Source organism: Rahnella sikkimica (assembly GCF_002951615.1).
Lineage (GTDB): Bacteria > Pseudomonadota > Gammaproteobacteria > Enterobacterales > Enterobacteriaceae > Rahnella > Rahnella sikkimica.
This window is the reverse complement of the sequence record NZ_CP019062.1, coordinates 126,414-150,569: the sequence shown is the minus strand read 5'-3', so window position 1 is coordinate 150,569 and position 24,156 is coordinate 126,414. Positions and strand designations below refer to the sequence as shown.

Sequence of the window (24,156 nt, the reverse complement as noted above, 5' to 3'; positions counted from 1 at the left end):
CCGCCTGATGTTAAGGCGGTTTTTTTGTTTCTGGCGATACGAAAAATTTCGTTTTACACAGAATTCGTTACCACGCGCTGGCATCGTTAAGCGTGCGGATATCGGCATCATCAAGTTTCAGCGTGGCGGCCAGCGCCAGTTCATTGAGCTGTTGCAGCGAGGTCGCGCTGACAATCGGGGACGTGATGCTTGGACGGGCGATTTGCCACGCCAGTGCAACCTGCCCCGGCTGTGCACCGTGTTTTTCCGCTACCTGATCCAGCCCCTGCAACACTTTCAGGCCGCGTTCGTTCAGGCAACGTGCAACCACGTTTTCGCCACGTTTACTTTTGCTAGCGTCAGCTTTGGTACGGTATTTCCCGGTCAGGAATCCGGCAGCCAGCCCGTAGAAGTTAATCACGCCCAGACCGTTGTCCGTCACGACTTTTTCCAGCGCTTCTTCATACACTTTGCGGTCATAAAGGTTGTACTGAGGTTGCAGCGTTTCATAACGCGCCAGCCCGTTTTCCTTGCTGACTTTCAGCGCTTCGGCCAGACGCGGCGCGCTGTAGTTGGATGCGCCGATAGCGCGCACTTTGCCTTCTTTGATGAGCGCATCGAACGCGGCCAGACTTTCTGCCAGCGGGGTATCCGCATCATCGTCATGGGATTGATACAAATCGATATAGTCGGTTTGCAGGCGTTTCAAAGAGGCTTCCACCGCTTCTTTGATATAACGTGGGGACAGGCCGACTTTCCCTTCGCCCATCGGTTTACCGACTTTGGTCGCCAGAATGATCTGGTCGCGCTTGCCGGTTTTTTTCAGCCAGTTGCCGATAATGGTTTCCGACTCGCCACCTTTATTGCCTTCGACCCAGCTGGAATACACATCAGCGGTGTCGATAAAGTTAAGCTTATGATCCAAAAGGGCATCGAGCAGATTAAAGGATGCGGCCTGATCGACAGTCCAGCCAAACACATTGCCGCCAAACGTCAGCAACGGCACCTGAATACCTGAACGGCCCAGTTCTCTTTTACTCATCTTTCTCTCCCATTGAGAAGGTCAGATTAAACATGCTTTGCGTGCGAACGATTTGTGTTCAAAGGTCAACCTTAGCATTTTGATATAAAATGTCAGGCTGAAACTCTATTCTTTATTGTCAGAAGAATTGTCAAAAAATGGGAAAGACTCTCCTTATTTCCTCCATTTTCTGCTGAAACATTCTGGCTACACTGTAAGCCTGGTCTGAAGGTGGTACTCCCCCTGAAATGCCGCGACAATGATTGTGCTGATGCGAACCCATGAAATCTGAAAACACTGACACCTTACCGCCTTCCGCCCCGCTGCCGCCTTCGGTACGCTGGCAATTGTGGATTGTCGCCTTTGGCTTTTTTATGCAGGCGCTCGATACCACGATTGTGAATACCGCGTTGCCGTCGATGGCCCGCAGTCTGGGTGAAAATCCGCTGCATATGCATTCGGTGGTCGTCGCCTATGTGCTGACCGTCGCCGTGATGCTGCCCGCCAGCGGCTGGCTGGCGGATAAAGTCGGGGTGAAATGGGTTTTCTTTTCCGCCATTGTGTTGTTCACCGTCGGTTCCCTGCTCTGCGCGCAGTCCGAAAGCCTGCGCGAGCTGGTGCTGTCACGTATCGTTCAGGGGATTGGCGGCGCGATGATGGTGCCAGTCGGGCGGCTGACTGTGCTGAAAATCGTTCCGCGCAGCGAATACATGGCCGCAATGACCATGGTCACGCTGCCTGGTCAGGTCGGCCCGCTGCTCGGCCCGGCGCTGGGCGGTTTTCTGGTGCAGTACGCCAGCTGGCACTGGATTTTCCTGATCAATCTGCCGGTCGGTCTGGCCGGTTGTATTGCCACGCTGATGATTATGCCGAATTACAAAATGCAGACGAGGCGCTTTGATATCAGCGGCTTTGTCATGCTGGCAGTTTGTATGGCGACGCTCACGCTGGCGCTGGAAGGCAGCCGCAGCATGGGCCTCAGCGCGCTGGAATTAGTGCTGCTGGTGGTCGTCGGTTTAGGCGCGTTAGGCGTTTACTGGATGCACGCCCGCGGCAATCTTTCCGCGCTGTTTTCCCTGCGCCTGTTCCACACGCCAACGTTTAAAATTGGCCTGATCGGCAGCCTGTTAGGCCGCATCGGCAGCGGGATGTTGCCGTTTATGACGCCGGTATTTTTACAGCTGGGGATGGGCTTTACGCCGTTCCACGCCGGGCTGATGATGATCCCGATGGTGCTTGGCAGCATGGGGATGAAGCGTGTGGTCGTGCGGCTGGTGAATCAGCTCGGATACCGCGCCGCGCTGGTGACGGCCACTTTACTGCTCGCGCTGATAACGCTTATCTTCCCGCTGGTGGCAATTTACGGTGCCGTGTGGATGATTCCGGTGGTGCTGTTCTTCCAGGGCATGGTGAACTCCCTGCGCTTTTCCTCAATGAATACGCTGACGCTGAAAGATTTACCGCCGCGTCTGGCCAGCAGCGGCAACAGCCTGCTGTCGATGATCATGCAGTTGTCGATGAGTCTGGGGGTCAGCGTGGCCGGTTTACTCATTGGCCTCTTCGCGCATCAGCAGGCCATAACGCCGGACAGCGGCACCCTGCATACTGCTTTCCTGTATTGCTATATGTCGATGGCGCTGGTGATCGCCCTGCCCGCCTGGGTCTTTTCGAAGGTGCCGCCGGACATGCAGAAAAACGCCGTTATTGATCGCCGCCGTGCTGCGGCCGGATCTCCCGACCCGATGAGAAAATCATGAAACCAGGTATTACCGCCAAACTGTTTATGGCCATTTTCTGCACCTGCGCACTGGTGTTAATCACCATGAACTGGGGCGTGAGGATGAGCTTCGAACGCGGCTTTATCGATTACATCCGCCAGAGTAATGAATCGCGCGTTGAGCTGCTGGCAGACACCTTGCAGGAGCAGTACAGAATGCACGGTAACTGGGATTTTCTGGAAAAAAATGACCGCCTGATTTATCAGCTGATGCGCTCATTTGATCAGAACAGCAGCCAGAAAATGCCGCCGCAGGGATGGCGGACAAAATTCTGGATCCTCGACAGCCATGACCGCCGCATCGGCGGTTACGAGCAGCCGGTACCGGCGGATCTTCAGGGACCACGCCGCGTGATGACCGTTGACGGCGTGATGATCGGTTCGGTGATTTCTACGCCTGCTGAACGCCTGACCCGCGATGCCGATATCAATTTTGAACACCAGCAAAGCCGCACCACCTGGATTATCACGGCGTTCACTGCCCTGCTGGCCGCCGCCGTCACCTGGTTGCTTTCGCGGGGGATGCTCGCGCCGGTGAAGCGTCTGGTGAACGGGACGCATCAGCTGGCCGCCGGGGATTTCAGTACGCGCGTTGAGGTCGACAGCGAAGATGAACTGGGCAAACTGGCGCAGGATTTTAACCAGTTAGCGATGACGCTGGAAAAAAACGAGCAGATGCGCCGCGCCTTTATGGCTGATATTTCCCACGAACTGCGCACGCCGCTGGCGGTGTTGCGCGGCGAGCTGGAAGCGATGCAGGACGGCGTCCGCAAAATGACGATGGGGTCGCTGGAATCCCTGCAATCTGAAGTCGCGATCCTCACCAAGCTGGTGGATGATTTGCACCAGCTTTCGCTGTCGGATGCCGGTGCGCTGGCGTACCGTAAAGTCGAAACGGACGTGGTGCATCTGATTCAGCTGGCGGAAGCCGGTTCACGCGACCGCTTCCACAGCAAACAGTTAACCCTGACCAGCCATCTGCCGGAAAGCGCCGAAGTCTTTGGCGACCCGCAGCGCCTGTCACAGCTTTTCAATAATTTGCTGGAAAACAGCCTGCGCTATACTGACCCCAACGGCGGTCTGGAAATCCTCGGCGAGATCCGCGATAAATCGCTGTATCTGAACTTTCAGGACAGCGCGCCGGGCATCAGCGACGAACAACTTGTGCGTATTTTCGAACGGTTTTATCGCACCGAGGGCTCACGCAATCGTGCCAGCGGCGGATCTGGTTTAGGTCTGGCAATTTGCCAGAATATTGTTGAAGCGCACGGCGGGCAGATAAGCGCCAGCCACTCTCCGGCAGGTGGCGTTCGCATAACGATTATCCTGCCGCTTTCAATTCCACATGGCCCGAGAAACTGAATGAACGACTCTGTGTTGTCCGGCCCTGCGCCGTTAAAAATTCTGATCGTGGAAGATGAACCGAAACTTGCCCAGTTGCTGATCGACTATCTCGAAGCCGCGGGTTATGCGACACAATGGCTGCCCGACGGCCACGACGTGATCGCGCAGGTTAAGAGCCATCCTCCGGCGCTGATCCTGCTGGATCTGATGCTGCCGGGAAGCAGCGGTTTATCCATCTGCCGCGATATCCGCCAGTTTTCCGATGTGCCGATCATGATGGTCACGGCAAAAACCGAAGAAATCGACCGCCTGCTCGGGCTCGAAATTGGTGCCGATGATTACATCTGCAAACCTTACAGCCCGCGTGAAGTGGTTGCGCGCGTGAAAGTGATCCTGCGCCGCTGCGTGCGCCCTGACGAGCATGTAACAAAAGAGACCGGCCTGCATATTGATGAAGCCCGCTTTCAGGCGACGTTCCAGGGACACGAACTTGAGCTGACACCGGCAGAATTCCGTCTGCTGAAAACGCTGTCGGTCAAACCGGGCTACGTTTTCACCCGAGAAATCCTGCTCAATAACCTGTATGACGATTACCGCGTGGTAACGGACCGCACCATCGACAGCCACATCAAAAATTTACGCCGAAAACTCGAATCACTGGACGGCGAGAAGGCGTTTATCCGCGCCGTTTATGGCGTGGGTTACCGCTGGGAAGCAGAGCCCTGCCATCTGGCGTAACGCACGGGCTGGAACACCTGAAAGGCCGGCAACACAGATTTGTAAAGTTACTGAAAGTCTGTCGGCCAGTTCACATTTCATGCCTTAAGTTTCCCCTTTCCCCGCGAAAAAGTTTCCCTTAACTACACTTATCTCTGGAAAAACCCTTCTACTGGAGATTATCTTTATGGCCAACGGTCACTATGATCTGAAAAAAGCGAAGAATGGACAGTTTCACTTTAACCTGAAGGCCGGAAACGGAGAGATTATTCTCACCAGTGAAATGTATGCCAGTAAAGCGTCGGCAGAAAACGGCATTTCATCGGTGCAGACCAACGCGCCGGAGGAAGCGCAATACGAAGTGAAACCGTCAAAAGACGGGCAATTTTATTTTGTGCTGAAAGCGAAAAACCACCAGGTTATTGGCGTGAGTGAAATGTACACCACGGAAAGCGCCGCGAAAAAAGGCATCCTGTCGGTAGTGAAAAACGGGCCAACGGCCGATATCCGCGATCACACCCAACAAACTGCCTGATCCCCCCTTTGCGGAGGTTGCGGCATTCTGCGCTGCATCCTCCCGATTCAAAAATTGATCTGACCCCATAAAACCTGAAATACCCACACTAACCGGCTGCTTTTGATCAACTCAGACGTTACAATTCTGACCTTTCGTCGCCCCGCATCCGGGACGGCCCTGACCTGTGATCAGACTGAGATTGACTATGTTTACCCCCGATTCTTTTGTTCCGGAACTGCTTTCCCCTGCCGGCTCCCTGAAAAATATGCGTTACGCGTTCGCCTATGGCGCAGATGCCGTATACGCCGGTCAGCCGCGCTACAGCCTGCGTGTACGCAATAACGAATTTAACCACCAGAATCTGGAGATCGGCATCGGCGAAGCCCATGCCCTCGGTAAAAAATTCTATGTCGTGGTGAATATCGCGCCGCACAACGCCAAACTGAAAACCTTCATCCGCGATTTGCAGCCGGTGATCGACATGGGGCCGGACGCGCTGATCATGTCCGATCCTGGCCTGATCATGATGGTTCGCGAAGCTTTCCCGCAGATGGATATTCATCTGTCGGTACAGGCGAATGCGGTGAACTGGGCGACGGTGAAGTTCTGGAAACAAATGGGTCTGACGCGCGTGATTTTGTCCCGCGAACTGTCGCTGGAAGAAATCGCAGAAATCCGCACGCAGGTGCCGGACATGGAAATCGAAATTTTCGTCCACGGCGCGCTCTGCATGGCATATTCCGGTCGCTGCCTGCTTTCCGGTTACATCAACAAACGCGACCCGAATCAGGGAACCTGCACCAACGCCTGCCGCTGGGAATATAAAGTTCAGGAAGGCAAAGAAGATGCCATCGGCAATATCGTGCATCAGTACGAACCGATCCCGGTCCAGCAGGTCGATGCTCCGGAACCGACGCTCGGCATCGGACAGCCAACGGATAAAGTGTTTATGCTCGAAGAAGCCCTGCGCCCCGGCGAATACATGAGTGCGTTCGAAGACGAACACGGCACGTACATCATGAATTCCAAAGACTTGCGCGCCATCCAGCATGTCGAAGCGCTGACCAAAATGGGCGTGCATTCGCTTAAAATTGAAGGCCGCACCAAGTCATTCTATTACTGCGCGCGTACCGCACAGGTTTACCGCCGAGCCATCGATGACGCCGTTGCCGGAAAACCTTTCGACCCGACGCTGCTTTCCACCCTCGAAGGGCTGGCGCATCGCGGCTATACCGAGGGTTTTCTGCGCCGCCATACCCATGACGCACAGCAAAACTACGAATACGGTTTTTCCGTCAGTGACCGTCAGCAGTTTGTCGGCGAATTCACCGGCAACCGCGTGGACGGCTGGGCTGAAATCGATGTGAAAAATAAATTTAGCGTCGGCGACAGCGTGGAAATGATGACGCCGCAAGGCAATATTCAGTTCAAGCTTGAAGCGCTGCGCAACAAGAAAGGCCAGCCGACAGAAGTCGCGCCGGGTAACGGACACATTGTGTATGCCGCCCTGCCGGAAGACATCAGTCTGGAATTTGCCATTCTGCTGCGAAATCTGGAAGAAACGGATACACGCAATCCGCACATGAAATAAGGCTTTTAGTGAAAACAAGAATCCGGTCACAACTCTTTTAAATGAAGTTGGTTAATATGCATTCGCAAATTACTTCGAATGCAAAATAATGCACCGGACTACACTAGGAACCACCTCCTTGGCCAGCTCAATCTCCCTTGAGCTGGCTTTTCTTTTTGTATTCAACCCCTTTCGCTTTTCCTGTTATTGAGAAGAATAACGTTCCCTTTTTACTTCAAATTAATAAATTCCCGCCAGACAACTACGCCATTTATTGAATTAATTTAACCGCAATTATTTAACAGACGATTAAATTATTAAGTGATTAATCCGATAGCCAAATACGGTTGTTATCATCTATTGTTAAAGTCTATGAATGATAAGGAGATGATATGACGGACACGGGCGCTGCACTGCTGATCTTAAACGGAAAAGGTGCAGGTAATGAAGAACTGCGGCAAGCCGTCGGCGCGCTGCGTGAAGAAGGCGTAGAACTCAGCGTGCGCGTCACCTGGGAACACGGCGACGCTGCACGCTATGTGGCAGAAGCCATAAATCTGGGCTGCGAAACGGTGATTGCCGGTGGCGGCGATGGCACGATCAACGAAGTCGCGGGCGCGCTGGCCTGGCTTGGCGAAAAAGCGCCGGTGCTGGGCATTATTCCGCTGGGCACCGCCAACGATTTCGCGACCGCCTGCAATATCCCGCTCTCGCCGGAACAGGCACTGCAACTGGCGGTAAAAGGCCGCGTCGTGGATATCGATCTGGCGAAAGTGAATGACCGGCACTTCTTCATCAACATGGCGACCGGCGGATTCGGCACGCGGATCACCACCGAAACGCCGGAAAAACTGAAAGCCGCACTCGGCGGCGTTTCCTATTTTATCCACGGACTTTTACGCCTTGATACGCTGAAAGCAGACCGCTGCGAAATCAAAGGGCCGGATTTCAACTGGCAGGGCGACGCGCTGGTCATCGGTATTGGCAACGGGCGTCAGGCCGGCGGCGGCCAGCAAATTTGCCCGGACGCACTGATTAACGACGGATTATTGCAGCTGCGTTTGCTTACCTCCGAAGAGCTGTTGCCCTCTTTCCTGCGCAGCCTGATCAACAATGAAGAAAACAAGAACATCGTTTCTGCCAGCCTGCCGTGGCTGGAAATCAACGCGCCGCACGACATGACGTTCAATCTCGACGGCGAACCGCTGACCGGAAAACAGTTCCGTATTGAAGTGCTCCCCAACGCCATTCAGTGCCGCCTGCCGCCAAACTGCGACTTACTCGGCTAATTCCCCGAACTTCTCCTGCCCTCCCTGCTCATTCTCTGTACTGTGATCTGCCTTACAGTACAGAGGGTATTCGCGTTAATTTTTGTGATCCCTTCCGATAAATCCCGATTCACATACTTGTATGGTAGACGCCTATTGCCTAGTTTTATTCTGCCAACGTCGAGGGAATATTGATTCCTGAACGTCTGCGGGCATCCTAATAAGTTTGTTTTTCGCGACTCTGACTTATCCGATATAGCCAAAAATAATACGGAACACAGGGGTATTATGATTAATCATCATAAAGAAAGACCGATATCACTCAAAAATATGCTGGCCTATGGCGGAGGCGATTTCTTCGGCGGCGGTTGTTTTGCGGTATTAGGTTTATGGATTATGTTTTTCTATACCACATACGCCGGATTAAGCCCGGCGGAGGCCGGTGCCGTTATTGCTTCTGCCCGGTTGCTGGATGCCTTTTTCGATCCGCTGATGGGATATGTGACCGATAATTTTTATCGTCATCCGTTGGGTAAAAAATATGGCCGTCGCGGGTTCTTCTTCTTACTTGGCGCACCGCTGATTATGGTGACATACATTATTATGTGGGTCAGCGGCATGGGGTTCTGGTATTACCTGTTTACGTATATTTTATTCTACGCGGCTTATACGCTGGCGATTGTGCCTTATGAAACGCTGGCGGCAGAAATGACCTCCAGTTTTAAAATGCGCACCAAACTCACCGGCGTCAGAATGTTCTTTTCAACCGGCGCGGCAATATTAGCCGCCTGGCTTCCGGGACGAATTATTGCGTATCTCGGCGAAGATTCATCTTCATCATTTCTGATTATGGGCGTCATATTTGGCGTGCTGTTCGCCGTGGTGATCCTGCTGCTCTATTTCTACACCTGGGAACGCCCGATCCCCGTTGATGTGGACACGCCAAAATTGTCTTTCCGACGTGACATGAAGCACCTGTTTAAATCCCTGGTTTCCACCATGAAGGTGCGGACTTTTCGCCAGCACGTCGGGATGTATCTGGGCGGTTATGTCGCGCTGGATGTTCTCGGTGCCGTGCTTGCGTACTACATTATTTTTGTCCTCGGGCAAAATGCCGTGACGGCGTCCAATGCGATGACGCTCATGACGCTGACTCAGTTTGTCTGCGTGGCCTTATTTATTTTCCTGTGTATGAAGTTAGGTAATGGTTCCGCGTACCGCATCGCGCAATTATTTATGCTGGCAAGCGTCGGGTTATTTTTATCCATTCATCTTTTGCAACTGCCTTTTAATATGGCACTGATTTATCTCTCCGTTATTTTAATGGGCGTCGGACGTTCCGGGACCAGCTATGTCTGCTGGAATATCTACAGTTTTATTCCGGATGTCGATGAAATGCTGACCGGAAAACGCCGTGAAGGTATTTTCGCCGGCGTGATGACTTTTGTGCGTAAAGCCGTTCAGGCCGTGGCGTTATTTACCGTGGGCCTGCTATTACAACATTACGGATTTACGCCGAAAAGCGCGACGCAACCCGCGGAAGCGGTTTACGGAATTACGCTGGTCTTTGGCACAGGCTCGGTGGTCTTCCTGCTGATTGGCCTTTACAGCGCCATGAAGTTTCGCCTGACCCGCCATAACCATTCCCTGCTGGTCAATGAAATTGAACGTCTGAAAGCCGGTGGCAGTAAATATGATGTGACGCCGGAAACCCGTTTAATCGCCGAGCAACTGACCGGCTGGCCTTACGAAAAATGTTGGGGTGATAACACTATTCTTAGCCAGGCCGAAGGCCATTCCCCGCTGACCTCACCTGAACTTTCCACCGGAGCCGACAATGCAAAGAATTGAATTCAGCCTGATGCAACAAACCATCCAGCGCGCCTTGCTCAACGCGGGGCTGGATGAAGAAAGCGCGCGGACGTGTGCGCGGATCCACACCGAATCGAGCTGCGACGGCATTGCCTCGCACGGCCTGAACCGGGTAGCGCGCTTTGTCGATTACGTGCAAAAAGGGTGGATTAATATTCACGCCAAACCCGAGCAGGAAAAATCGCTCGGCGCCATCGCCATCTATAACGGCAATCGCGGCATCGGCATCACTAATGCGCTGTTCGCCGTCGAAAAAGCCGCCGAAATGGCAAAAGAATACGGCGTCGGGATTGTCGCCATGAAAAACAGCAGCCACTGGATGCGCGGCGGAAGTTATGGCTGGCACGCCGCCACACGCGGCATGGCGGCTATTTGCTGGACGAACACCGAATCGTGCATGCCCGCCTGGGGCGGCAAAAATACCCGCATCGGCAATAACCCGTTTGTGATGGCGGTGCCCAGAGCCAAAGGCCCGATCGTGCTGGATATGGCGATGTCGCAATATTCCTACGGCAAGTTGCAGGTAACGCGGCTGAAAAATGAAAAACTGCCGTATCCCGGCGGTTATGACAGCCAGGGAAATCTCACCGACGATCCCGGCCCGATTGAGGCATCCATGCGCATTTTGCCCACCGGTTACTGGAAAGGTTCCGGCCTGGCGATTGTGCTCGACGCCATGGCCGCACTGCTCTCCGCCGGTTCGCCGACAAATGAAATCGATAAAATTGGCGAAGGCAGTTGCACCGGCGCGAGCCAGATTTTCATGGTCTTCGATCCGGCGCAGCTTGGCGGCACACAATTCACCGAACGCATGGCCGACAGCGTGGCAGATTACGTGAATCAGTCAGAGCCCGCCGAAAACAGCCGCGATGTGCGTTATCCCGGCCAGACGGCGGCGTTAAACCGCGAACAAAACCGCCGTCTCGGCATTCCCGTCGACGATGCCGTCTGGGATGAAGTGATGGGGCTGGCGGAATAATCTTTCTCAACTTTCACTCCCCTGAAACGCCTGCCTGTTGCAGGCGTTTTCATTTCTGCTCTGCTGACTTTTTTTGCTGAAATCTCCGCTCAAAATGTGATCGCCTCCGGCAAAAACAGATTTACATACTTGTATGGTAGTTAATATCTGACGTATTTATAGCCAAAGAAACTGCATCTAACTTTTACTGCAAAAGGTCGTAACCGATGAAAATCGTGAATGCTGAAGTCTTTGTCACTTGTCCGGGTCGCAACTTTGTGACGTTAAAAATCACTACCGACAGCGGGCTGACCGGTCTCGGAGATGCCACCCTGAATGGCCGTGAATTGCCGGTCGCGTCTTATCTGAAAGACCACGTCTGCCCGCAGCTTATCGGGCGCGACGCGCATCAGATTGAAGACATCTGGCAGTTCTTCTACAAAGGCGCGTACTGGCGTCGCGGTCCGGTCACGATGTCGGCCATTTCTGCGGTCGATATGGCGCTGTGGGATATCAAAGCCAAGGCCGCCAATATGCCGTTGTATCAGTTGCTCGGCGGCGCATCCCGCACCGGCGTGATGGTTTACTGCCACACCACCGGCCATTCCATTGACGAAGTGCTCGACGATTACGCGAAACACAAAGAGCTGGGCTTCAAGGCGATTCGCGCCCAGTGCGGCGTGCCGGGCATGAAAACCACTTACGGTATGGCGAAAGGCAAAGGTCTGGCGTACGAACCCGCAACCAAAGGCAACTGGCCGGAAGAACAGCTGTGGTCCACGGAAAAATACCTCGATTTCACGCCAAAACTCTTTGAAGCCGTGCGCAACAAATTCGGTTTTGACGAACATCTGCTGCACGACATGCATCACCGCCTGACGCCCATCGAAGCCGCGCGTTTTGGCAAGAGCATCGAAGAATACCGCCTGTTCTGGATGGAAGATCCGACGCCTGCCGAGAATCAGGAATGTTTCCGCCTGATCCGCCAGCACACGGTCACGCCAATCGCCGTGGGCGAAGTCTTCAACAGTATCTGGGATTGCAAACAGCTTATCGAAGAACAACTGATCGACTATATCCGCACCACGCTGACCCACGCGGGCGGCATCACGGGGATGCGGCGCATCGCCGATTTCGCGTCGCTTTATCAGGTTCGCACCGGGTCGCACGGCCCGTCCGATCTCTCTCCAGTCTGCATGGCGGCTGCCCTGCACTTTGATCTGTGGGTGCCGAACTTTGGCGTGCAGGAATACATGGGCTATTCCGAACAGATGCTGGAAGTGTTCCCGCATAACTGGACCTTTGATAACGGCTACATGCATCCGGGCGAAAAGCCCGGACTGGGCATTGAGTTTGACGAAAAACTCGCCGCGAAATATCCGTACGAACCGGCTTATCTGCCGGTGGCCCGTCTTGAAGACGGCACTTTGTGGAACTGGTGAGGGAACGAAAAATGAACAGCGTCGTTATACAAGAACCGGGAAAATTAGTCATCGAGCAACGTGCTTTGCCGGTACCTGCCGCCGGCGAGGTACGAGTTCGGGTGAGTTACGCGGGCATCTGCGGCTCCGATGTCCACATTTATCACGGCCACAATCCGTTCGCGAAATATCCGCGCGTCATCGGCCATGAGTTCTTCGGCCACATCGACAGCGTCGGGGAAGGTGTCGATCCCGCTCGCATCGGCGAACGTGTGGTGATCGACCCGGTGGTGAGCTGCGGACATTGCTATCCGTGCTCCGTCGGGCGGCCCAATGTCTGTAACGAGTTACAGGTGATCGGCGTTCACCGCGACGGCGGTTTCAGCGATTACGCCTGCGCACCGGCAAAAAACGCCTATAACGTCCCGGCGTCCATTCCTGACAAACTCGCCAGCATGGTCGAACCTTTCACGATTGCGGCGAATATCACGGCGTTTCTGAAACCAACACCGCAAGATACCGCGCTGGTTTACGGCGCAGGCCCGATGGGGCTGACGGTGATTCAGGTGCTGAAAGGCGTGTACGGCGTTAAAAATGTGATCGTGGCTGACCGCATTGAAGAACGCCTGCACATGGCACTGGAAAGCGGAGCCGACTGGACGATTAATAACAGTGAACGCAGCGTGTCGGATGTGTTGTCCGCCGAGGGCGTACGCCCGATGATTATCGTCGATGCCGCCTGCCATCCGGCGATTTTGCAGGAAGCCATTTTACTGGCGTCACCGGCCGCGCGTATCGGCATGATGGGCTTCTCGGGCGAGCCGAGTACTATCACGCAGCAAAGTATTACCAGCAAAGAAATTTCACTGTTCTCTTCACGCCTGAACAGTCACCGTTTTCCGCAGGTGATTGAATGGATAGAGCAGGGAAAAATTTCACCTGAGAAACTGGTGACGCACTGGATGCCTGCCAGCGAGGTGGAAGCCGCACTGACGTTATTTGAAAAGGATCAGCGATCCTGCTGCAAAGTTCTGCTGACGTTCTGAAGACCATTTTTATTTTAATTGCCTGACACTGCGGGAGGATTTTTGAATCCTCTCGCAAACAGTACCTCAAATTCTACCTACAAATAACGCAACACTATTATAAAACAACATCCAGTGGAGCTGCTTACTATGTTTAAGAACCTACGTTGGGTCATCGTATTCCTGCTGTTTATGGTTTATATGATCAACTATCTCGACCGTGTCGCGCTGTCTATTACGGTTCCGATGATAGAAAAAGAACTGACCATTAATCCTGAGCAGTTCGGGATCATATTCGGCAGTTTCTTCTTTGGCTATGCCATATTCAATTTCATTGGCGGTCTGGCTGTCGATAAATTCGGGCCAACTGTCGTGATGGGATTAGCCGTCGGGCTGTGGTCTTTATTCTGCGGGATGACTGCCATTGCCACCGGCTTTTATTCCATGCTAATTCTGCGGGTATTATTCGGCATGGCTGAAGGCCCGATATGCGCCTCCGCCAATAAGATGATTAACGGCTGGTTCCCGAAGAAAAAAGCGGCCACCGCGATGGGGCTGCTCAGCGCCGGTTCGCCCCTCGGTGGCGCGGTCGCCGGGCCTATCGTCGGGTATCTGGCGCTGTCCTTTGGCTGGCGTCCGGCCTTTATGGTGATTGCCGCCATCGGCATTGTCTGGATGGCGATCTGGTTCTTTATCGTGGCGGATAATCCGCTGAAAAGTAAGCGCGTCTCGCCGGAAGAATTACGTTTGATCGATGAGATGAAAAACGAAAATATCACCGAAGAAGACGATCTGGCACAGGCTGCGCACGGTCTGGGATATTATTTGCGTCAGCCGATTATTCTGGTCACGGCCTTCGCCTTCTTCTGCTACAACTATATTTTGTTCTTCTTCCTCAGCTGGTTCCCGTCATATTTAGTTCAGGCACACGGTCTGAATATCAAAGAGATGAGCCTGACCACCGTTATTCCGTGGATTGTTGGTTTCGTCGGTCTGGCACTCGGCGGGGTTATCTCCGATAAGATTTTCAATATTACCGGTCGCTTACTGCTGTCGCGCAAAATTATTCTGGTCTTCAGCCTGTCTGCCGCCGCCATTTGCGTCGCGCTGGCCGGTATCGTCAGCAGCGTGGTTCCGGCAGTGGTACTGATGTCTGTTTCTATTTTCTTCCTGTATACCACCGGCGCGATTTACTGGGCGATTATTCAGGACGTCGTGCATAAATCCCGCGTCGGCGGCACCAGCGGATTTATCCATCTGATCGGCAGCATTTCAGGTATCGTCGGGCCGGTCGTCACAGGCTACATCGTGCAAAACACCGGGCATTTCGACAGCGCCTTTATTCTGGCAGGCGGTGTCGCCGCGCTCGGCGCAATCCTGGTGTTCTTTGTGATTAAAGCCCCAAAGCATTCAGTCGAGACAAAACTGTCTCATAGCTAAACATCTAAAAAAGAATAGAAAACCCGGCGTGACTTGCCGGGTTTTCTTATTCTGCCCTCCTTACGCTCTGCTAAATTTCGTCAACCCAGACGCGCATTTCCCCTTCTCCGCGGTTAGCCCAGGTAAAGTACGGTACAAACGTCATGGTTTGCGGCACTGCTTCTTCTGCAGGCGAATTAAAACGGTAAAGCGGCTGCAGCTCTGCATGGTTTGATGTCCGCCGCTCGCCCTGCGTTTGCAACAGAGTTTTACCGGCAAATATTCCGCTGCCCGCAATCAGGCGGAACGGCGCATTTTGCGGCAAACGGATATTGTGCAATTCGCTGCCGTTGTCAGCCTGTTCGAGGCAATAAACCAGCGGCCCGCGTTGAATAGCCACTTTCCCGGCGACATGCCGCAGCAGCGCATTGCCTTTCACCCGCGTGACCGGCATCGGCAACGTCATCTCGATGCGATCGCCTTTCTGCCACTCCTGCGTCAGGCGCAGATATCCGCGTGACGTCCGGGCGGCAACGTCAAGTGTTTTACCGTTGAGCGTCACCTGCGGGCTGGCACACCAGTCGGGCAAACGCAGCGCCAGCGTGGCTTCGAGCGGTTCGCCGCTGTCCACTTCAATCAGCACATTCTCCGCCCACGGATAACCGCCGGATTGTTTCAGGCGCAACGGCTTGCCGCCAATCGTGGCCTCGACGTCGCTGCCGATGTAGAGATTGATATCCACGCCGTCCGGCCGCTGGGTGTAAATATACTGGCCGAGAGACGCCAGCAGCCGCGCGATATTCGGCGGACAACAGGCGCAGCCAAACCAGCGCTGACGGACCGGTTTTACATGGTCGTAAATATGGTTGAAGGGAATGCTTTTCGGGTGGACTTCCAGCGGATTGACGTAGAAGAAATGCTTGCCGTCGAGCGCCATTCCGGCGAGTACCGTATTGTACAGCGCGCGTTCCATGACATCGCCGTAACGGCTGTCGGCGTCGAACTGCAACATGCGCCTGGCGAACATCATCAGGCCAATCGACGCACAGGTTTCGGTATACGCCGTATCGTTGGGCAAATCATAATCCGACGAAAACGCCTCGCCGCTGCTTTGCGAACCGACAGAACCGGTGATGTACATCTGCCGCTGCGTCATGTTTTCCCACAAGCGCTGGCATACTTCACGTTTTTCCTGATCCTGACTCAGCCGTGCCAGATGCGCGACGCCAGCATATAAATACACAAACCGTACCGCATGACCGATGGCCGTGGTCTGCAACGCGACCGGCAGATGCGCCTGGCTGTAGGCTTTATCTTTCACCATCCACGCCGGGCCGTAGGTATTCCAGTGCGATGTTTTGCCGCGTTTTTCATACTCGATATCGTAGAAATGGGGCTGCGCACCGCGCTGTTCGACGAAATAACGCGTGAGTTCGAGATAGCGCGTTTCGCCGGTTTCTTCGTATAAACGCATCAGCGCCAGTTCGATTTCCGGATGACCGGGATAGCCATGCAATTGCCTGTCACCCGGCCCGAAAACGTCACCAATATGGTCGGCGAGCTTACACACGATTTCCAGCAAACGCGTTTTTCCGGTGGCCTGAGCGTAAGCGACGCCCGCTTCGATCAGATGTCCGGCACAATAAAGCTCGTGGCATTCCGCCAGATTTGTCCATCGCTGCTGCGGCTCTTTGACCGTGAAATAGGTATTCAGATAACCGTCCGGTTGCTGCACGGCACCGACCAGCTCAATGACGCGGTCAGCGGTTTCTTCAAGCTCCGGATCCGGCGTTTTCGCCAGTAAATACCCCACCGCTTCCAGCCATTTGGCGACATCACTGTCCTGAAAAACCATCCCGTAAAATTCGCCATCACTCTGCCCTGCCGCGATACGGAAGTTTTCAATGGCGTGGCTCGGCTCCGCATCCGCCACTTCATCGTTCAGCGCTTTCCACTGATAAGGCACAACCACCTCTTTCACCAGACGCTGGTATTCCAGCCAGAACGCATCGGAAATATTTACCTTATTCAAAGGCACGTCTAAAGAATCAACCGGAGCAAAAGACATACAACCTCCTGAATCATTGTCGTTATTTAAATTTTGGCCGCCAGTTCACGCGACATGCGCGTCAGCAACGTGTTGTTGAGCTTGCAGAAAATCAGGGTGCCCGCCAGCAGCAGATGCATCGCCGCAGGCAGCAGGGTTTCGAGAAGTGTGATCCCGCTGAGCGAGACTGCGGTCTGGTGATCCACCCCGGCCTGATAGGAAACCAGCACGAAGACGACGCTGATAATCCCGGCGCTGGATGCCCAGGCGAGCTTGATGAAGAAAAGATTGAAGGCGAAGTTCATACCGGAGGAACGGATGCCGTTTTTCCAGTGGCCGTAGTCGTCGGCGAACGCCATCAGGGAAAAGTGCAGCGGCAGCGTAAAACCAAGAATGACACAATGGACGAAAATAATGCCCAGCCAGAGCGTCTGCCACTGTTCGCCCACCGGCACGAACCACAGCAGCAGGGAAAACACCGCCAGCACCAGATTGGTCAGCATGTACAACTGGACGCTGTCGATAAATTTTGTCAGCTGATTGACGATCACGGCCCCGAGAATTGACGCCAGCGTTACCATACCGAAGAACATCGAGGCGTAACCCGCGCCGCCTTTCAGTACATACGTGATGAAATACATGTAGCCGCCGCCGCGCAGGTTAAACACGTTAATCAGCAGGAAAGACATCAGCAACACCAGCAAAAGCTGGTCGTTTTTCAGCATGCCGCGAATGTGCTCACGGACGCTGAACTGCCCGAGCAGTGCCAGCGGCAAACGCTCCCGCACGGCAAAGAAGCACCACAGGAACATCCCCACAGCGATGATGCACAGTAAACCGACGCCCTGCTGATAACCCACTGCGGCGTTGCCTTTTCCCAGCACCTGTACCAGCCACGGCAACCCGACCGACACCAGAAAACCGGCGACGCCGCACAAGACAAAGCGCCAGGACTGACAGGACATCACCTCGCGATGATCTGTGGTCATGGTGTTGATCAGCGCGCAATACGGCACGTTGATCGCAGTGTACGAAACAGACAGCAGGAAATAGGTGAAAAACGCGTAGGCAATTTTGGCGTCTCCGCTCCACCCTGGGACGCTGAAGGTCAGAAAACCGACCACGCCGATAGGTAACGCAATCCACAACTGCCACGGGCGAAAACGGCCCCAGCGGCTTTGCGTCCGGTCAGCAAGAATGCCCATCAGCGGATCGGAAATCGCATCAATAACGCGCAGTGAAATAAACAACGTGCCGACAATCGCAGGCGTCAGTCCGAAAACGTCGGTATAGAAAAAGGTCAAAAAACTGGTGACGAGACAGGTAATTATCGTGCCTCCGGCGTCTCCTAATCCGTAACCTATTTTCTCACTGACCGAAAGTCTGGCGTTGGCAGACACAATTGCGTCAGTGTCTATTACCGGCGATGAACCGGTATTTACAGAATCAGTTGGCATTATATTTTCCTCGCTTTTATATCGTTATTTATAAGCAACAGGAACGTGTTAAATAAGGCTGATTTGAAATCTCAGCCTGGGAATAAATAAGGTACGCCGTAAATCTGGCACAGGGTTATCGCGCCAGCAAGAGGAGGATAAAGTAGTTAAAAGGGACAATTCCGACTCATAACGTAATTCTGTGAAGCAGATCAAAACCTCTACTGCCCTCACTCGCAGAGCGCGGGCGCTGTGCTAACGTCAGGCTTAACCAGCCAGAGGAGTGCCTGAAATGCTGTCATTTTCCGTAAATTTTCCGGTTAACGTGCAGAACGGTGGTTTGTTTATTTCCCGTGGAATGGGGACACATCCGACCCGACGCCTCAGTTCGCATGAGCTTATTTATGTCGTGCGCGGCACGCTTTCGCTTCAGGAAGAAAATACCCGTTTTGATTTACAGGCGGGAGAAAGTTTACTGTTATTTCCCGGCAGGGAACATAAAGGTGTGACGACGTTTGATCCTGAGTTGAAATTTTATTGGCTGCATTTTGATATTGTGGGAAACACGACATTAATTCAATCACAGCGAAATAATCCCTCTTTACAGCTGGATATTCCACAACATTGTAAAGTCAGGGATACGGAAACAGTGTTAACCCTGTTCAGATTATTTTTATATGAGCAGGAACGCGGCGGTAATTCGCTGGAACTGTTCCTGGTTTTATTGTTGCAGGAAGTCTCCCGCGCCTGGCCTGAAAATGTAGAGCCCGGTGGGCCGGGTGTCGCGCTGGCCTACAAAGCACGCGAACTGATGACCACGCAATATCATCTGCCACTGGGTGCTTCAGCGCTGGCGAGCAGATTGCACTGCAACGCTGATTATCTCGGGCGGGTTTTCCGGCTGACGTTTCAGATGACGCTGACAGATGCGTTGCATAAACACCGGGTTGCGGCGGCCGAAAAACTGCTGCTGGCCAATACCGGCAATGTGGCGGATGTTGCGAGACAGACCGGTTTTAACGACGTGGCCTATTTTCGCCGGGTTTTCCGTAAATTGCTGGGTATCACGCCGGCGGCCTACAAAAAACTCTATTGCCGCGAGCATATTAATTCCCAATAATTTGATAAAACCTTGCGCTAACAATCTCAAAATCCTGAGAAAACTCATGTTAGTATTATCTTCTCCCGATTCTGAAGACAAATTTAGCCCATGACAGACTCCTTTGAATTTCTCAGTAATGTGCCGGTAAATCAGCAGATTTATCGCACTTTGCGTCAGGACATTGTCACCTGTGCCATCGCACCGGGGGCATTCCTGTCGGAGAAAGAAATTTCCACACGCTTTAATGTCTCCCGCCAGCCGGTTCGCGAAGCCTTTATCAAACTGGCCGAAGCCGGGCTGGTGCAGGTTCTGCCACAGCGCGGCACGTACGTGATGAAAATTTCTTCCAAACGGGTGGCCGACGGCCGTTTTATTCGTGAAGCCGTTGAAACCGCCGTGGTCCGCCGCGCCGCTATGGTGGCGACAGAGAAAGACCTCGCGCTGCTTGAACATAATCTGGAGCGCCAGACACTGGCAGCTAAAAGCCAGCAAACGCAGGAATTCCTGCTGCTGGATGATGAATTTCACCGCACCATCGCGCAGATTATTGACTGCCGGCTGGCGTGGGAAACCGTTGAGCACATTAAAGCCACGATGGATCGCGTGCGATTTCTGACACTCAGCAAGGTGTCGCCGCCGGAGAATCTCATCGCACAGCACTACGCTATTTTTGACGGACTGAAAGCGCATGATCCGGACGCTGCCGAAAAAGCCATCCGCATTCATCTGCAGGAAATGATCTCCACCATCACGCCAATTGCAGAGCAAAACAGCGACTGGTTTGATGCAGAGTAAGCATTACAGGTTCCCCGCGCTTTAGCTGAATACCAGTACGCGGGGGATCTGCGCTAATCAGGGTAATTTGGTCCAATCCTTAGGGGGGTGATAGAAGGCTTCCGGTGGACCAAATGCGCCGAGGCCCTCTTCATCGAAGTCAGAATACTTTTCCTCGCAATATCTCAAGTACCCAACGAGCATATCGACCAGCTCAAGCTGGCGTGGCGTTAACTGAACGGGCTTGCTCATGCACTTTTCCTTGTATTCAGGCTGTGTAGATAGATATTTATTGGAATCCTACTAAAGCGTTCTATTATTTAATTTGGAATTCATATACGCGTTTAAGAGAAAATAATTTGACTGACACTCCATTTTACCGGCAACCTTACGTAAAGGTGCCTCAGACATATAAAAGCGCATTACGACTTCATTAACAACATCTTTAATAATAAACCTTGTCTTTTCTTTCACCAGTAATTTATTTTCATCAAGGGCATTGGCATACGTGACCATAATGCACAGGCTAAAAAACAACATTTTTCGTTTTAAAGGGTGCTCAGGCGTTTTACGAAAAAAATTCTCCAGCGCATTGATTTCAAGATTATTTTCATCAACCCTGCATGACTTCAACAGGAAAGCAGCACGCTCCTGTGGCGGATTTTTAAGACAAAACACGTAAGCGGTTTGCTCTACGCCAGATTCAGTGGGTTTGTTTTTACGGTATTGGTTGAATAACCATTTCCAGTTAAGCTGATGCTTCTCCGGTTGCAGTAAATTACGTCTGGCCTTGCGCTGCTGCCAGATAATATCACTGCGACGAATACGTCTTATAATAAGTGGTGTCTTTAATTTATCAAAGACAGCATTCATGATGAGAACCGTCTCATTAATTACCACTTCATGTAACGTCAAATATTCCATTCTGTGCATCACTCCCTAAACTCAATGAGCGACAGAATAATCCTGACAGAATGAATAACAACGCAGCACGCGCGTTTTTACGAGACGCCTCGGGAAATTTCGTCATCAGAAATAACGCTACCCGAAAAGATGCCCGTTTTGCGGGGTAGCCCTAAAATTTGTATGACAACTTGGTGTAAGCTGTAAACCACATCAATATCGTGGATACTTTTATGCCTGCTACAGCCCCTTTGAAAAAAAGCTATTACAGTGCCGATCGGTCACTGTCTCTGTCTCAACTTGATATGGAGATCATCAGCCAGATAGTGCGCGATCTCGACGTGGCTGAAAGCGAAAAAGAGCATTACGTCACGGGCTGGATGGGCCAGAACAGCGTGGTGCTGGTGAGGAATTATCAGGATAAACGCGGGACGTCCAACGGCATTGTCATGTCGCGCGGCAACCGTTACAAACTGACCATTCAGGCCATTATTTTCCGCATCCCCAAATTTTTGCTGTGGATTACCTTCCGCCGCAAGCCACGCACTATGACCGTTATCGCTTATAACAAGCTGGGCGAACAGGCCACAGGTCTGCAACAGTTTATGCATATTCAGGAACCGGAGCTGAAAGAACAGCTGGAAAGCGACTGGCGTGAGCTGAATGATTATCTCGGCATGGCCTGCTGGCAGATGGAGAATAACCAGCCGCTGTGGCGTCAGTTGCATGAAGAAATCTCGCCGCAGTCACTGCTGATGCAGGCAGAGTCGGCCTGGTTCAACGGCAAGAAACTGCAAAAAGACGGCGAATGCGAAGGATTGTGGCTGCACGAGCAATTTATCGGCCGCCGAACCGGCGAGCAGGCTGCGCTGCTGCTGTCGTGGAAGGATGATGAAAATCAGGACATTGCCAGCTACCTGTTTGAGCGGGTTTCAGCGGATAAAATTCGTGTGATGCTGCGCCCGCGCAAAGAAGAGAAGTTCTATCCGCTGAACCCGTTTGACGCCGTGCATCTGCAACAGGCGCTGACGATGTTTCATCAGGCGGAAGAGGCGCTGAGCGAGACCCAGCGCCGCGCCTGACCGGTTTTACCACCAGCGGTGGAAATGATGCACCGGCCCGATACCGTGACCGACTTCCAGTGAGTCGGCCTGCATCAGCGCCTGTTGCAGATAGTCTTTGGCTTCCCGCACGGTATCCGCCCAGTTATTGTGACGCGGACGCAATGCCGCCAGCGCCGCCGATAACGTACAACCGGTGCCGTGCGTATGCCGCGTATTCACCCGCGGTGCGGTAAAACGCTCACGTGAACCCGCCATAAACAGCCAGTCCGGGCTTTCTTCATCACTCAGATGACCGCCCTTCATCAGCACAGCTTCACATCCCATCGCCAGTAGTGCTTCGCCCTGTTCACGCATTTCAGCTTCATCCACCGCTAAGGGACATTCCAGCAAGGCAGCGGCTTCCGGCAGATTCGGTGTAATAATTGAAACCTGCGGAATGAGCAGACGGCGCACGGCATCGACGGCTTCAGGTAACAACAACGGATCGCCGCTTTTCGCCAGCATCACGGTATCAAGCACAACAAAGGGCGGCTGATAATGCCTGAGCCTTTCAGCGACCGCTTCAACAATCTGGCTGTTCGAGAGCATGCCGATTTTAGTACTGTCGATTCGCACGTCGCTGAGTACGGAATCCAGCTGCGCGGCCACGAAATCCGGTTCGATGTTGTAAACGGACTGCACGCCACGGGTGTTTTGCGCCACCAGCGCGGTGATGACGCTGGTGCCATACGCACCCAGCGCCGAGAAGGTTTTCAGATCTGCCTGGATCCCCGCGCCGCCGCTCGGATCAGTGCCAGCGATAGTCAGGGCATTAATTCTTTTCATCCGATGTTTTCCCCGTTCAGCCACTCATCACGCATTAAATACAAGTTATCGAGAAATTCTGGCGTAAAGCTACCCGGCCCTTTCGCCACGTTGCAGGCACGCTCACCGGCACAGGACATCACGCGGCACGCCGCAGCAACGTGATCCAGACGCTCACCGGGCAACGCCGCAAACGCGGCCACCACGGCGGATAGCGAACAGCCCGTGCCGACGATACGGGTCATCATCGGGTGCCCGCCGGGAACCGACCAACTGCGTTCACCTTCGGTGACATAATCGGTTTCACCGGTGACGGCCACTATTGCGCTGGTTTCACGTGCAAGCTGCTGCGCGGCGAGTAATGCAGACAGGGAATCATCGCCGCTGTCTACGCCGCGCCCGGACGCACTCAGGCCGCTGAGCGCACGGATTTCAGAGGCGTTTCCGCGAATGGCGGCGGGAGTGAGTTTGATGAGTTCGAGACAAAATTCAGTGCGCCAGCTCAGGCCGCCGACGGCAACGGGATCCAGCACCCAGGGTTTTCCGGCCTGATTGGCCGCGTGAATCGCCGCCAGCATCGCATCAGCATGAGAACGGGTCAGCGTACCCACGTTAATCAGCAAGGCATCGGCGACCGCGCTAAATTGTGCCGCTTCGGCGGGGTCAATCACCATCGCGGGTGAAGCGCCGAGCGCCAGCAAAACATTGGCTGTAAAGGATTGCACCACGTCGTTGGTCAGGCAATGAACCAGCGGCGCAGAAGCACGAAGTTGTTGTAAAGAAGCGGCGGCTGTTGCGCCAGAAAAAACGGAAGGTCGGGTGTTCATGGTTCTCCCCACCGGCGCTGAAGAAGGCGGTATCGGGAGAGATACCTGACTTCCCTACGCTGGCATAATCCAGATCAGGTAATACGGGTAAAATCTCAGCCGTTCTTTTGCAGGAGCGGCACCCCGAGTCAAGCACGCATTATTGGTGGCGAGCCTGAGAAGGTCAATCAGGATTTTTCGTACAGCGCGTTATTTCACCGCTGACGCGATAAGGTCAACTTTCAGTCAGACATCGACCCGAAGCGTCGAATACCATAATTGAACTCCCGCAAAGTCGCTGGCAGTATGGCTCAGTGAAGTGAACGTACTCT

Annotated in this window: 21 protein-coding genes and 1 riboswitch; of the genes, 14 read left to right on the top strand and 7 right to left on the bottom strand. The window is 53.4% G+C overall.

Annotated elements, in window-relative coordinates; translation table 11 throughout:
* Positions 1-67 precede the first annotated feature (67 nt).
* Entirely contained in the window at positions 68-1,021 is a 954-nt protein-coding gene (locus tag BV494_RS00685; protein ID WP_104921108.1) for an aldo/keto reductase, read from the bottom strand.
* Between the two features lie 260 nt (positions 1,022-1,281).
* On the opposite strand from BV494_RS00685, the gene mdtD reads away from it, so the two are divergent.
* The 11 genes from mdtD (at position 1,282) to BV494_RS00630 (ending at position 14,909) form a co-directional block, all read left to right on the top strand.
* Positions 1,282-2,757, top strand: a complete 1,476-nt coding sequence (gene mdtD / locus BV494_RS00680) for a multidrug transporter subunit MdtD (RefSeq protein WP_104921107.1) — start codon at positions 1,282-1,284, stop codon at positions 2,755-2,757.
* Positions 2,754-4,139, top strand: a complete 1,386-nt coding sequence (gene baeS, locus BV494_RS00675) for an envelope stress sensor histidine kinase BaeS (RefSeq protein WP_104921106.1) — start codon at positions 2,754-2,756, stop codon at positions 4,137-4,139. The genes mdtD and baeS overlap by 4 nt, the downstream gene beginning before the upstream one ends.
* Positions 4,140-4,859, top strand: coding sequence for an envelope stress response regulator BaeR (gene baeR / locus BV494_RS00670; protein WP_104921105.1), 720 nt, complete (start codon positions 4,140-4,142; stop codon positions 4,857-4,859).
* Between the two features lie 166 nt (positions 4,860-5,025).
* Positions 5,026-5,373, top strand: a complete 348-nt coding sequence (locus BV494_RS00665; RefSeq protein WP_104921104.1) for a YegP family protein — start codon at positions 5,026-5,028, stop codon at positions 5,371-5,373.
* 187 nt (positions 5,374-5,560) lie between these two features.
* Entirely contained in the window at positions 5,561-6,946 is a 1,386-nt protein-coding gene (gene trhP / locus BV494_RS00660) for a prephenate-dependent tRNA uridine(34) hydroxylase TrhP (RefSeq protein WP_104921103.1), read from the top strand.
* A gap of 371 nt (positions 6,947-7,317) precedes the next feature.
* The gene (gene yegS, locus BV494_RS00655) at positions 7,318-8,214 is read left to right on the top strand and encodes a lipid kinase YegS (protein WP_104921102.1); all 897 of its coding nucleotides are present in this window, start codon (positions 7,318-7,320) and stop codon (positions 8,212-8,214) included.
* A 267-nt stretch (positions 8,215-8,481) separates the two neighbouring features.
* The gene (locus BV494_RS00650) at positions 8,482-10,044 is read left to right on the top strand and encodes an MFS transporter (protein ID WP_104921101.1); all 1,563 of its coding nucleotides are present in this window, start codon (positions 8,482-8,484) and stop codon (positions 10,042-10,044) included.
* Entirely contained in the window at positions 10,031-11,044 is a 1,014-nt protein-coding gene (gene yiaK / locus BV494_RS00645; protein ID WP_104921100.1) for a 3-dehydro-L-gulonate 2-dehydrogenase, read from the top strand. The genes BV494_RS00650 and yiaK overlap by 14 nt, the downstream gene beginning before the upstream one ends.
* Positions 11,045-11,250: 206 nt before the next feature.
* Positions 11,251-12,465 carry a starvation-sensing protein RspA gene (gene rspA / locus BV494_RS00640; RefSeq protein ID WP_104921099.1) on the top strand — a complete coding sequence of 405 codons (1,215 nt, stop codon included), beginning with the start codon at positions 11,251-11,253 and terminating at the stop codon, positions 12,463-12,465.
* Positions 12,466-12,476: 11 nt separating this feature from the next.
* Positions 12,477-13,490, top strand: coding sequence for a Zn-dependent oxidoreductase (locus BV494_RS00635; RefSeq protein ID WP_104921098.1), 1,014 nt, complete (start codon positions 12,477-12,479; stop codon positions 13,488-13,490).
* A gap of 129 nt (positions 13,491-13,619) precedes the next feature.
* Entirely contained in the window at positions 13,620-14,909 is a 1,290-nt protein-coding gene (locus tag BV494_RS00630) for an MFS transporter (RefSeq protein ID WP_104921097.1), read from the top strand.
* 70 nt (positions 14,910-14,979) lie between these two features.
* Here BV494_RS00630 and BV494_RS00625 read toward each other — a convergent pair whose 3' ends face one another.
* Both BV494_RS00625 and BV494_RS00620 read right to left on the bottom strand, forming a co-directional pair.
* Positions 14,980-16,956, bottom strand: a complete 1,977-nt coding sequence (locus BV494_RS00625) for a glycoside hydrolase family 127 protein (RefSeq protein ID WP_104921096.1) — start codon at positions 16,954-16,956, stop codon at positions 14,980-14,982.
* 26 nt (positions 16,957-16,982) lie between these two features.
* Complete coding sequence (locus BV494_RS00620) at positions 16,983-18,392, bottom strand: MFS transporter (RefSeq protein ID WP_104921095.1); 1,410 nt, start codon at positions 18,390-18,392, stop codon at positions 16,983-16,985.
* Between the two features lie 271 nt (positions 18,393-18,663).
* Here BV494_RS00620 and BV494_RS00615 point away from each other — a divergent pair, with 271 nt between their 5' ends.
* Together BV494_RS00615 and BV494_RS00610 are read left to right on the top strand one after the other, a co-directional pair.
* Positions 18,664-19,491: an AraC family transcriptional regulator gene (locus tag BV494_RS00615; protein ID WP_192938055.1), complete on the top strand. Its 828-nt coding sequence runs from the start codon at positions 18,664-18,666 to the stop codon at positions 19,489-19,491.
* Between the two features lie 90 nt (positions 19,492-19,581).
* Positions 19,582-20,268 (top strand): GntR family transcriptional regulator, encoded by a 687-nt coding sequence (locus tag BV494_RS00610; RefSeq protein WP_104921093.1) that lies wholly within the window; start codon positions 19,582-19,584, stop codon positions 20,266-20,268.
* Between the two features lie 57 nt (positions 20,269-20,325).
* On the opposite strand, the gene BV494_RS25660 is transcribed toward BV494_RS00610, so the two are convergent.
* Positions 20,326-20,499, bottom strand: a complete 174-nt coding sequence (locus BV494_RS25660; protein ID WP_192938054.1) for a hypothetical protein — start codon at positions 20,497-20,499, stop codon at positions 20,326-20,328.
* A gap of 51 nt (positions 20,500-20,550) precedes the next feature.
* Positions 20,551-21,171 carry a hypothetical protein gene (locus tag BV494_RS00605; RefSeq protein WP_192938053.1) on the bottom strand — a complete coding sequence of 207 codons (621 nt, stop codon included), beginning with the start codon at positions 21,169-21,171 and terminating at the stop codon, positions 20,551-20,553.
* A gap of 212 nt (positions 21,172-21,383) precedes the next feature.
* Between BV494_RS00605 and BV494_RS00600 the strand changes: the two genes are divergently transcribed.
* A complete protein-coding gene (locus BV494_RS00600; RefSeq protein ID WP_104921091.1) occupies positions 21,384-22,232 on the top strand; it encodes a hypothetical protein in 849 nt (282 codons plus the stop codon).
* A gap of 6 nt (positions 22,233-22,238) precedes the next feature.
* On the opposite strand, the gene thiD is transcribed toward BV494_RS00600, so the two are convergent.
* The gene (gene thiD / locus BV494_RS00595; RefSeq protein ID WP_104921090.1) at positions 22,239-23,039 is read right to left on the bottom strand and encodes a bifunctional hydroxymethylpyrimidine kinase/phosphomethylpyrimidine kinase; all 801 of its coding nucleotides are present in this window, start codon (positions 23,037-23,039) and stop codon (positions 22,239-22,241) included.
* A complete protein-coding gene (gene thiM, locus BV494_RS00590; protein WP_104921089.1) occupies positions 23,036-23,845 on the bottom strand; it encodes a hydroxyethylthiazole kinase in 810 nt (269 codons plus the stop codon). The genes thiD and thiM overlap by 4 nt, the downstream gene beginning before the upstream one ends.
* A gap of 34 nt (positions 23,846-23,879) precedes the next feature.
* A riboswitch (TPP riboswitch) is annotated at positions 23,880-23,981 on the bottom strand.
* Positions 23,982-24,156: the final 175 nt, after the last annotated feature.

Excerpts from the sequence above, each read along its gene's own strand:
- BV494_RS00685 (WP_104921108.1), bottom strand. The coding sequence starts at position 1,021 with ATGAGTAAAAGAGAACTGGGCCGTTCAGGTATTCAGGTGCCGTTGCTG.
- rspA (WP_104921099.1), top strand. The coding sequence starts at position 11,251 with ATGAAAATCGTGAATGCTGAAGTCTTTGTCACTTGTCCGGGTCGCAAC.
- BV494_RS00605 (WP_192938053.1), bottom strand. The coding sequence starts at position 21,171 with ATGGAATATTTGACGTTACATGAAGTGGTAATTAATGAGACGGTTCTC.
- BV494_RS00615 (WP_192938055.1), top strand. The coding sequence starts at position 18,664 with ATGCTGTCATTTTCCGTAAATTTTCCGGTTAACGTGCAGAACGGTGGT.
- BV494_RS00635 (WP_104921098.1), top strand. The coding sequence starts at position 12,477 with ATGAACAGCGTCGTTATACAAGAACCGGGAAAATTAGTCATCGAGCAA.
- BV494_RS25660 (WP_192938054.1), bottom strand. The coding sequence starts at position 20,499 with ATGAGCAAGCCCGTTCAGTTAACGCCACGCCAGCTTGAGCTGGTCGAT.
- BV494_RS00620 (WP_104921095.1), bottom strand. The coding sequence starts at position 18,392 with ATGCCAACTGATTCTGTAAATACCGGTTCATCGCCGGTAATAGACACT.
- yiaK (WP_104921100.1), top strand. The coding sequence starts at position 10,031 with ATGCAAAGAATTGAATTCAGCCTGATGCAACAAACCATCCAGCGCGCC.
- mdtD (WP_104921107.1), top strand. The coding sequence starts at position 1,282 with ATGAAATCTGAAAACACTGACACCTTACCGCCTTCCGCCCCGCTGCCG.
- thiD (WP_104921090.1), bottom strand. The coding sequence starts at position 23,039 with ATGAAAAGAATTAATGCCCTGACTATCGCTGGCACTGATCCGAGCGGC.
- BV494_RS00650 (WP_104921101.1), top strand. The coding sequence starts at position 8,482 with ATGATTAATCATCATAAAGAAAGACCGATATCACTCAAAAATATGCTG.
- BV494_RS00600 (WP_104921091.1), top strand. The coding sequence starts at position 21,384 with ATGCCTGCTACAGCCCCTTTGAAAAAAAGCTATTACAGTGCCGATCGG.
- baeS (WP_104921106.1), top strand. The coding sequence starts at position 2,754 with ATGAAACCAGGTATTACCGCCAAACTGTTTATGGCCATTTTCTGCACC.
- baeR (WP_104921105.1), top strand. The coding sequence starts at position 4,140 with ATGAACGACTCTGTGTTGTCCGGCCCTGCGCCGTTAAAAATTCTGATC.
- BV494_RS00625 (WP_104921096.1), bottom strand. The coding sequence starts at position 16,956 with ATGTCTTTTGCTCCGGTTGATTCTTTAGACGTGCCTTTGAATAAGGTA.
- yegS (WP_104921102.1), top strand. The coding sequence starts at position 7,318 with ATGACGGACACGGGCGCTGCACTGCTGATCTTAAACGGAAAAGGTGCA.
- BV494_RS00610 (WP_104921093.1), top strand. The coding sequence starts at position 19,582 with ATGACAGACTCCTTTGAATTTCTCAGTAATGTGCCGGTAAATCAGCAG.
- thiM (WP_104921089.1), bottom strand. The coding sequence starts at position 23,845 with ATGAACACCCGACCTTCCGTTTTTTCTGGCGCAACAGCCGCCGCTTCT.
- BV494_RS00630 (WP_104921097.1), top strand. The coding sequence starts at position 13,620 with ATGTTTAAGAACCTACGTTGGGTCATCGTATTCCTGCTGTTTATGGTT.
- trhP (WP_104921103.1), top strand. The coding sequence starts at position 5,561 with ATGTTTACCCCCGATTCTTTTGTTCCGGAACTGCTTTCCCCTGCCGGC.
- BV494_RS00665 (WP_104921104.1), top strand. The coding sequence starts at position 5,026 with ATGGCCAACGGTCACTATGATCTGAAAAAAGCGAAGAATGGACAGTTT.